Source organism: Pyxidicoccus sp. MSG2 (genome assembly GCF_026626705.1).
Lineage (GTDB): Bacteria > Myxococcota > Myxococcia > Myxococcales > Myxococcaceae > Myxococcus.
In genome coordinates this window covers 12,734,206-12,742,984 of record NZ_JAPNKC010000001.1, presented here as the reverse complement: position 1 = coordinate 12,742,984, position 8,779 = coordinate 12,734,206, and the positions used below count along the sequence as shown (strand labels likewise).

General features: G+C 70.2%; 6 protein-coding genes. 3 read left to right on the top strand and 3 right to left on the bottom strand.

Annotated elements, in window-relative coordinates; all coding sequences use genetic code 11:
- Positions 1 to 4: 4 nt before the first annotated feature.
- Both OV427_RS48300 and lon read right to left on the bottom strand, forming a co-directional pair.
- Positions 5 to 901, bottom strand: a complete 897-nt coding sequence (locus tag OV427_RS48300) for an N-acetylmuramoyl-L-alanine amidase family protein (protein WP_267863037.1) — start codon at positions 899 to 901, stop codon at positions 5 to 7.
- A 192-nt stretch (positions 902 to 1,093) separates the two neighbouring features.
- A complete protein-coding gene (gene lon / locus OV427_RS48295) occupies positions 1,094 to 3,574 on the bottom strand; it encodes an endopeptidase La (protein WP_267863036.1) in 2,481 nt (826 codons plus the stop codon).
- A gap of 263 nt (positions 3,575 to 3,837) precedes the next feature.
- On the opposite strand from lon, the gene OV427_RS48290 reads away from it, so the two are divergent.
- The 3 genes from OV427_RS48290 to OV427_RS48280 all read left to right on the top strand — a co-directional run bounded on the left by OV427_RS48290 (position 3,838) and on the right by OV427_RS48280 (position 7,636).
- Positions 3,838 to 5,055, top strand: coding sequence for a vWA domain-containing protein (locus OV427_RS48290; protein ID WP_267863035.1), 1,218 nt, complete (start codon positions 3,838 to 3,840; stop codon positions 5,053 to 5,055).
- A 180-nt stretch (positions 5,056 to 5,235) separates the two neighbouring features.
- On the top strand, positions 5,236 to 6,117 hold the full coding sequence (locus tag OV427_RS48285) for an ImuA family protein (RefSeq protein ID WP_267863034.1): 882 nt from the start codon (positions 5,236 to 5,238) through the stop codon (positions 6,115 to 6,117).
- A gap of 7 nt (positions 6,118 to 6,124) precedes the next feature.
- Entirely contained in the window at positions 6,125 to 7,636 is a 1,512-nt protein-coding gene (locus tag OV427_RS48280) for a Y-family DNA polymerase (protein ID WP_267863033.1), read from the top strand.
- Positions 7,637 to 8,105: 469 nt separating this feature from the next.
- Here the strand turns inward: OV427_RS48280 and OV427_RS48275 are convergent, their stop codons facing one another.
- Positions 8,106 to 8,459 carry a hypothetical protein gene (locus OV427_RS48275; RefSeq protein WP_267863032.1) on the bottom strand — a complete coding sequence of 118 codons (354 nt, stop codon included), beginning with the start codon at positions 8,457 to 8,459 and terminating at the stop codon, positions 8,106 to 8,108.
- Positions 8,460 to 8,779 lie beyond the last annotated feature (320 nt).

The window sequence follows — 8,779 nt, the reverse complement described above, 5'->3', positions numbered from 1 at the left end:
TCGCTCAGGGCTGGGCCGTCGCGCTGGCGGCCGGTGACACGGACGGCGCGAGCGCGTCCACCAACCCCTGGGCCACCGCGGCGGAGAACGCCTCCAGGGTGCGCTCCTCGCGCCAGCGCGCGGCCTCCTCGAAGTCGAGCGCGTGGTGCGTCTCGATGATGACGGAGGGGATGGTCGGCCTGCGCAGCACGAAGATGCGCCGGTGCGTGGGCTCGTTCGGGCGCGCGACGAAGACGCCGGGCTGTGCGGCGTCGGGGGCGTAGAGCCCCGTGTAGTCCACGCCGTCGTAGGAGCGGAAGCCGGCGCGTCCCATGCTCCGGGCCAGCGCGCGGGCCAGCAGGGCCCGCTGGGAGCGCAGAGGCGCGTTGGCCTCCTCGGACCACAGAACGCTGAAGCCCGGGGACGCGTCCTGCCGGTAGCACTGCTGTCCCGGCGCGGGCTCCCAGGGCAGGGCCATGCCCCGCGCATCCGAGTGCAGGCTCAGCAGCGCGTGCGCATTCCAGCTCCGCGCGGCGTTGAGGCGGGACGGGTAGGGGACGCGCTCGCCCGGCTTGCGGCTCAGGCGCACCCGGAAGTGGCCGGTGGCCTCCAGCCGCCGCGCCAGGTCCTCCGCGACACGCAGCGTGAAGGCCTCCTCGTCCTCACAGGTGACGGAGCGGTTGCCGGTGTTCCCCACCGCGCCGTGCCCCGCATCCAGATAGATGCGCCGCTTCCCGAAGCCCGCCGGGAAGCGCACCTCGGCGACGGTGAGCGGCGCGCCCGGCGCGGGCCATGCGGGGGACGAGGCCGTGCTCGCACCGTCCGCCAAGGGGACGGAGGGCTGAACCACCGCTTCCGACGCGAGCACGGGCGCGGAGAGCAGGGCGGCGCACAGTCCGAGCAGGGAGGTGGTTTTCAGCATGGCGGGTGTGACGCCCGGGGACGGAGCGGCGTTCCCCAGTGTCCCCCGGCGCGGGACTCGACGGAAGGGCAGCCCCGTCCCGCGCCTGCCCGGCCGGAGGGCCCAAGCACGACGCCCGCCCGCAAAGACAACGGGCAGGTCCCCGTGAGGGAACCTGCCCGTGTCATTTCCTACCGGCCGTGAGGCCGTGCGCTAGGCGCGGACCTCGGGCTCCGCCGTCTTCTGGGCCAGCGGGGCCTCCTTGCCCGGCTCGCCGCCGCCGCTGGGGGCGAGGCCGACCGGCATGGTCTCCAGGGCGGCCTTGAGCACCTCGTCCATGTGCGTGACGAAGATGAACTCCAGCTCGTTGCGCGCCTGGTCCGGCACGTCGATGAGGTCCTTGCGGCACCGCTCGGGCAGGATGACCCGCTTGATGCCCGCCCGGTGCGCCGCCAGCACCTTCTCCTTGATGCCACCCACCGGCAGAACCAGGCCACGCAGCGTGGCCTCGCCCGTCATCGCCGTGTCGTGCCGCACCCGGATGCCCGTCAGCAGGCTGGTGAGCGCGGTGAGGATGGTGACGCCCGCCGAAGGACCGTCCTTCGGAATGGAGCCCGCCGGGAAGTGCAGGTGCAGGTCCGTCTTCTCGAGGAAGTTCGGGCTGATGCCGAGCTGCTCCGCCTTGCTGCGCAGGTAGCTCAGCGCCGCCGTCGCGCTCTCCTTCATCACGTCGCCGAGCTGGCCGGTGAGCGTCATGCCGCCCTTGCCCGCCATCTTCGTCGCCTCGATGAAGAGCAGGTCGCCGCCGGCCGCCGTCCAGGCCAGGCCCGTGGCCACACCCGGCACCTCGGTCCGCTCGGCCACCTCGGAGTAGAACATCTCGGGCCCCAGGATCTCCTTCACCCTGTCGCCGTTGATGGTCTGCTTCTCCATCTTCCCTCCGGCCACCTCCACCGCCACCGCGCGGCAGATGTCCGCGATGCGGCGCTCGAGGTTACGCACACCGGCCTCACGCGTGTACGAGGTCGTCAGCGTCAGCAGCGCCTCGTCGGTGATTTCGATGTGGTCCCCGCTGAGCCCGTGCTCCTTGAGCTGCTTGGGCACCAGGTGGATGCGGGCGATGTTCTGCTTCTCCTCGAACGTGTAGCCCGTCAGCTCGATGATCTCCATGCGGTCCCGCAAGGGGCCGGGGATGGGGTCGAGCTGGTTCGCCGTGGCGACGAACATGACCTTGGACAGGTCGAAGGCCACGTCGAGGTAGTGGTCGCTGAACGAGTTGTTCTGCTCCGGGTCCAGCACCTCGAGGAGCGCCGCGCTCGGGTCGCCGCGGAAGTCCGCGCCGAGCTTGTCGATCTCGTCGAGCATCATCACCGGGTTCTTGGTGCCGGCCTTCTTCATGCTCTGGATGAAGCGGCCGGGCAGCGCGCCGACGTAGGTACGCCGGTGGCCGCGGATCTCCGCCTCGTCACGCACGCCGCCCAGGGACAGGCGCACGAACTTGCGGCCCGTGGCCTTCGCCACGCTCTGGCCCAGCGACGTCTTGCCGACGCCCGGGGGACCCACGAGGCAGAGGATGGGGCCACGCATGTCGTTCTTCAGCTTGCGGACGGCCAGGTACTCCAGGATGCGCTTCTTCACCTTCTTGATGCCGAAGTGATCCTTGTCGAGCTGCTGGCGCGCGTTCTCGATGTCGAGGTTGTCCTCGGAGATCTTCGACCACGGCAGGTCGGCGATCCAGTCGAGGTAGGTGCGCGAGACGGTGTACTCGCTGGAGGCCGCCGGAATGGTCTTCAGGCGGTTGAGCTCCTTCTGGGCCACCTTCTCCACGTCGGGCGGCAGGCCGGCCTTCTTCAGGCGCTCCTGCAGCTCGTCGAGCTCCTCCTCCTCCTCGCCCATCTCGCCGAGCTCTTCCTTGATCGCCTTGAGCTGCTGGCGCAGGTAGTACTCGCGCTGGGTCTTCGACATCTCGCCCTTCACGGCGGAGTCGATCTTGTTGGAGAGCTTGAGGATCTCCCGCTTGCGGTTGAGCAGCTCGAGGACGAGCTTCATCCGCGCCTTGAGGTCCACCGTCTCGAGGACGGCCTGCTTCTCCTCGATGGGCACGTCCACGTTGGCGGCGATGAGGTCCGCCAGGTGGCCGGGGTGGGTGATGCTCTCCACCAGCTCGGTGGCGGCGGCCGGCAGCTCGGGCATCAGCTCGATGACCTCGCGCGCCAGCTTCTTGAGGTTGATGCCCAGGGCCTCGACTTCGACGTTCTCCGAGGAGGTCTTGTCCTCGACGGCGTCGACGCGGGCCTTCAGGTAGGGCGCTTCCTGGACCAGCTCCACCACGCGGAAGCGGGCGAGACCCTGGACGACGAGCGAGTAGTTGTCCTCGCCCATCTTCAGGAGCTTCACGATGCGGGCGACGGTGCCCATGGTGTAGAGGTCGGACGCGCCCGGGTCCTCCTCCTCGGCGCGGCGCTGCGTGACGACACCGATGACCTGGTCGTCGCGCACCGCGTCCTTGATGAGGGCAATGGTCTTCTGGCGGCCGACGGCCAGCGGAAGCACACCGCCCGGGAAGAAGACGCTATTCCGCAGCGGCAGGATGGGCAGCACCTGCGGAATGTCTTCCTTGTTGATGAGCCCCGGCGGTGCCATCGCGGTGGGCATGGCGCTCGCGGAGGAGCCCTTCTTCTTCTCGTCGGACATGAAGTTCGGCCTCTTCTCTTGTTCTTTCTTCAAGCCCGGTCAGCAAGCGACCAGACCGGTGAACATCTGTCAGTTTTCTGCGGCAGATGAACCAACGTAACAACCAAAACGCCCCTGGCAAACGCGATGTGCGTTTTTCCACGCCCTCGTCGGATGCCCGACGATCCTCTGAAGTCTCGCGTCCTTGCATGGGGTGGGGCATGCTTGCCCCCCCTGCTTGATGCGGCGCGCCGCCGGGTGCGCCGTCCCCCTCGGAGATGCCCATGAAGCTCCGCACCCGTGCAACCCTGTTGCTGCTGACGGCCGCCCTGTGGGGGTCGGCGTGCAAGTCGCCCGTCGACGACCCGGGCTCCACCCTGCCAGGGAAATGCGAGGCCGAGTCCCCGGTCGTCTCCCCGCAGAAGACGGACATCCTCTTCGTCATCGACAACTCGTCCTCCATGGCGGAAGAGCAGGAGGGCATCGCCCGGGAGCTGCCCGCCTTCGTGGAGGCCCTCAAGGAGGGGGGCGGCATCGCCCAGGACTTCCGTGTGGGCGTCATCACCACGTCCGTCTATCGGCGCGTGCTGTTCCAGGGGCAGGAGCAGGTCCGGTACTACGAGGACCAGTCCGGCCGGCTGCAGCCCGTGCCGGACGCCTCGGGGCAGGCGACGGACGAGCACTTCATCGAGGGCTCGGACCCGTTCCTGGTGGAGAAGTTCCGCCGGCTGGTGGAGCAGGGCACGAACGGCAGCGGGCAGGAGTCCCCCTTCGAGGCGGTGAACCTGGCGGTGTCGGAGCCCCTGGCGACGACGGCCGTCTCCGCGGGCGGCAACGCGGGCTTCCTGCGCGACGGCGCCCGGCTGCTCGTCGTGGTGGTGTCGGACGAGGAGGACTGCAGCTCCACCGAGCGCCCGCCGCCCGTGGTGCTCACCGAGGACACGTCGGTGGACCACTGCACGGAGCAGGGGGACAAGCTGACGTCGGTGGACGAGTACTTCTCCCTCTTCCAGCGCCTGCATGACTCGACGGGGGCCTCCCGGGAGGTGCTGTGGGCCACCATTGGCCCGGTGGCGCTGTCCGACAAGCGGGCCGGTCTGGTGCAGGACGTCACGAGCGGCGGCACGTTCGTCCGCAATGTCGACTGTCCGACGTCGAACGGCCCGGGTTTCCGGCAGCGGGCCCTGGCGGAGAAGTTCGATCAGGACCTGCGCAACCTCGACTCCATCTGCAAGGAGGGCTACCGGGACACGCTGCTGAGCATCGCCGAGCTGGCCACGGTGGCGCAGAGCATCGACGTGGTGAATCTGCCGGACGCACGGCTGGCGAAGGTGGAGCTCACGCGCGCGGACGGCACGGTGGAGAGCTGCTCGGTGGCGGCGGGCGACCTGCGGTACGAGCCCTCGGGTGAGGAGCGCTCCGCGCGCCTGTACTTCCTGGGCACGTGCCTGCGCCGCGCGGACGACACGAAGGTGGAAGTGAAGGTGATCTGCGCGGGCTAGCGGCCTGGTGCTCGCGCAGACCCTGGAGATCTCTCACGTCGCCCCCGCGGATCCGAGCTGTCAGGTCTGATCCGCCGCCCCATCGCGGTGCGTCCTGTGCGGCGCATGTCAGACCCACGAGCATACTGAACGAGCGTCCAGACGACCGTTCGGGCTCAGGGGTTCTGGCGAGGAGGCGAGATGCGCGCGGCGGCGGAGCAGCGTGGGGAGGCGGGGGCGACGGGCTCGTCGGGCTCGGTGGTGGAGCAGCTGCGGGAGAAGATCCGCCAGCTCCAGGCGGCGCCCCGGCGCTACCTGGCGGTGCTGCGCACGGGCATGGAGGCGGTGGACGCGCTGCTGCCCGCGGGCGGCTTCCCGCTGGGGCAGGCGGTGGAGCTGTGTGGAGAGGCGGCCTCGGGGCGCACCAGCCTGGCGCTGCGGGCGGTGTCGGCGGCGCACCGGGAGGAGCGGCTTTGCGCGTGGGTGGATGGCCCGCGTGAGCTGTACCCGCCCGCGGCGGCGGCGCTCGGCGTGGACCTGGAGCGGCTGCTCATCGTCCGGCCCCAGGCGCCCGAGCAGCGGGTGTGGGCGGCGGTGCAGCTCGCCCGGAGCGGGGCCTTTGCCTGCGTGGTGCTGGACCTGACGCGAGGGGTGGGCTCGGTGGAGAGGACGCCACGGGTCTCCCTGGCGGAGGCGCGCAAGCTGGCGGACGCGGCGGAGCGCGGGGGCGGGCTGCTGCTGCTGCTCACCTCGCCGGAGGCGCCGGCGGACGGGGTGACGCGGCTTCGCACGGAGGCGCGCGACGGGAAGGGCTGGTCGGTGGAGGTGGTGCGCAGCCGGCAGGGAGGCACGGGGACGCGGGCGGAGCTGCCGTGGAGCGTGCTGTACCCGGAGCTGGGGCTAGAGGATGGCGGGCGGGTGCTGGACGTGGCGGAGGTCGGGGCGGATGCGACGCCGGACTTCCTGCGGGATCAGTCCGGGGCGCTGCGAAATGGCTGCGGAATCCTCGGCCAGCGGCCCGGCCGTGACGCACCCATGCCGTCCCTGCGCGAGGGCCTGGACGCGGCCGGCGTGGCGGGCTGAGGGGGCGATGCGCAGGGCGTATCTGCACTTCACGCGCTTCCCGGTGCAGCGAAAGGTGCTGGAGCTGCCGGAGCTGGCGAGCCGGCCCTTCGCGCTGGTGGAGGAGGTGCGCGGCCAGCGGCGCGTGGCCTTCGCGTCCACCACGGCGTTGAAGGCCGGGGTGCGCCCGGGGATGACGCTGACGGCGGCCACGGCGCTGGAGCCGGTGCTGCGGCACTTCACCTACCGCCCGGAGGACGAAGCGCGGGCGCTGACGGTGCTGGGCGAGGCGCTGATGGCGCTGGCGCCGGGCTTCCAGTTGTCCCCGCCGGATGGCCTGTGGCTGGACGCGGGGGCGGCGCACCTGGTGGGGGGCGAGGAGCCCCTGGCGGTGCTGGCCCTGGAGCGGTGCGCGGAGCTGGGCTACCGGGGGCACGCGGTGGTGGCCTCGGAGGCCTTCACGTCGCGGGCACTGGCGCGCTACGGGGCGCGGCGGGTGGAGGTGGTGCCGGAAGGGGGAGGGGCCCGGGCGCTGGGGCCACTGCCGCTGGCGGCGCTGGAGGGCGGGGAGGGGGCGGCCTTCTCCTCGCTGGGCCTCACGACGCTGGGAGAGGTGGCGGTGCTGCCCGCGGGGGCGGTGGCGGCGCGCGGTGGAGTGGCCGGGGCGCGGGTGCATGCGCGCTGCCGGGGGGAGGACGACACGCCCTTCGTCGCGGCGGTGCTGGAGGAGGTGCTGGAGGAGCGGGTGGTGCTGGACTTCCCGGCGGAGTCCTTCGAGCCGCTGCGCTTCGCGCTGAAGACGCTGACGGACCGGCTGGGGGCGCGGCTGTCCGGGCGGCGGCGGGCGGCGGTGCGGCTCACCTTCTCGATGAAGCTGGACCCGCGGGGACAGGCGCGGGTGCCGCTGACGCTGGCGCGGCCCACGGCGCAGGCGAAGCTGCTGCTGGATCTGGCGCGGCACCGGCTGGAGGAATTGAAGCTGGAGAACCCGGTGGCGGAGGTGTCCGCGCGGGTGGACGAGCACTCCGAGGACCGGGGGCAGCAGCTCGCGCTGGGGGATGCTCCGGAGGGGGACGCGGCGCTGGAGGTGGTGCTGTCGCGGTTGGTGACGACGCTGGGCGAGCACTCGCTCTTCGCGGCGGGGCTGGAGGCGGTGCACCGGCCGGAGGCGGCGCATGGAGCGCGGGGCTTCCACCCGCCGGAGCGCAAGCGGGGCTTGGCGGCGGAGGGGCTGGAGGCGGGAGCGCGGGAGGAGGCGGCGGTGGGCGTGGGGCGGGAGCGGCCGTCACGGCTGCTGGCGGCACCGGCATGTCTGGACGCGGAGGTGGCGGAGTCGGGGCGGCTGCTGGCGGCGCGGCTGGGCGGGAAGCGGCACCGGGTGACGGCGCTGGCGGGCCCGGAGCGGCTGGGCGGGGAGTGGTGGGCCGACGTGCCCTACCAGCGGGACTACTACCGCGTGCACTTCGAGGGGCTGGGGCCGGCTTGGGTGTTTCGGGATGGACGGGACGGCCGGTTCTACCTGCAGGGGTTGTTCGACTGACTTCGGTCGGTGCTCCGGCGGCCCCAACATGAAAAGGGGCGGTTTGCCTATCACTGCCAGCACGCCACCCCTCGAAGGTGTCCTAGCCTGCTGGAGGCACCAGGCTCCCGAACGCTTTCAGGCGCTCGCGAGCCCCAGCGCTCCATCCGGGCTCATGAGGCTTACGTGCGGGGCGCCTCCCGGGGACTCAATGAGTGTCTGCACGTTGGGGTTGCTGACCGAAAGTGCTCTGCATCGGGACTTCCCACGCGCCCGAGCAGGAAGCCGAGAGCGATGCAATCGCAACCACCAAGGCAGCTTCCTGCTCCCAGGAAACCTCAGCTCCATATGACCTCATCGAAGCGAAGGACGAAGCACCTGCTCGAAGGGCCCCGCAGGGCAAGCCCATGACACCGCCTCGTGTGGAGCCGAGTGACACCCGCCCAAGCGTCACCTTGTGCGGGTTCACGGACCTACACCGTTGGGACGATTAGCAATCACTCCACTTCGCCCCCTCAAGTGTCCAGCCGCGCTGTCCGCAATAATACTGCCCGTAGTTCGTGCAGTTGCCGTATTTGACGTTTGGGAATGGACCGTAATAGTGGCCGGGACGATTATCGCCAGTGCAGGCCGCATAGCAGCAAGCCGCAAAGCTTCCGATGGTTCGATCCTCTTCCTGCTCCCGAGAGGTGAATTCCTCTTCGGTGGGAGATGGAAGATTGCCACTCTCGTCCGTGACTAGGTTCTGGCCATCCTCTGAGCCAGCTAATTCACTGCCACCGCACCCAACAGCAAGAATGACGCCCAAGAGGAGCAAGCAAGCGCCGCTGAATTTGTTCTTCATTTGTTCACCTTTTGAGAGGGGTGCACTGCCAGTGGGGTACCGCGCTGGGTGTTGAAGAATCTCGTGCGCGCGACTCCAATGCGCACCTGCTCTACGATGCGGTGCCACAGTGCCCCCGATGGCATTCCAATCAACGAAAAGTGAGAGCGGCAGCCATGCTCGATTACGGGGAGAGGGAACACCGCGTGGGGAGCGGCCGAAAGCTGGAGTGTTCCTAGCGCGACCTGGTCACTGTCTCCGAGGACATCAAGAAGGCCCTGGAACGCATTAAGGCCACCGGCGTGAAGTTCACGCAGGTGTGGCCCGGCAACGCCTCCTGT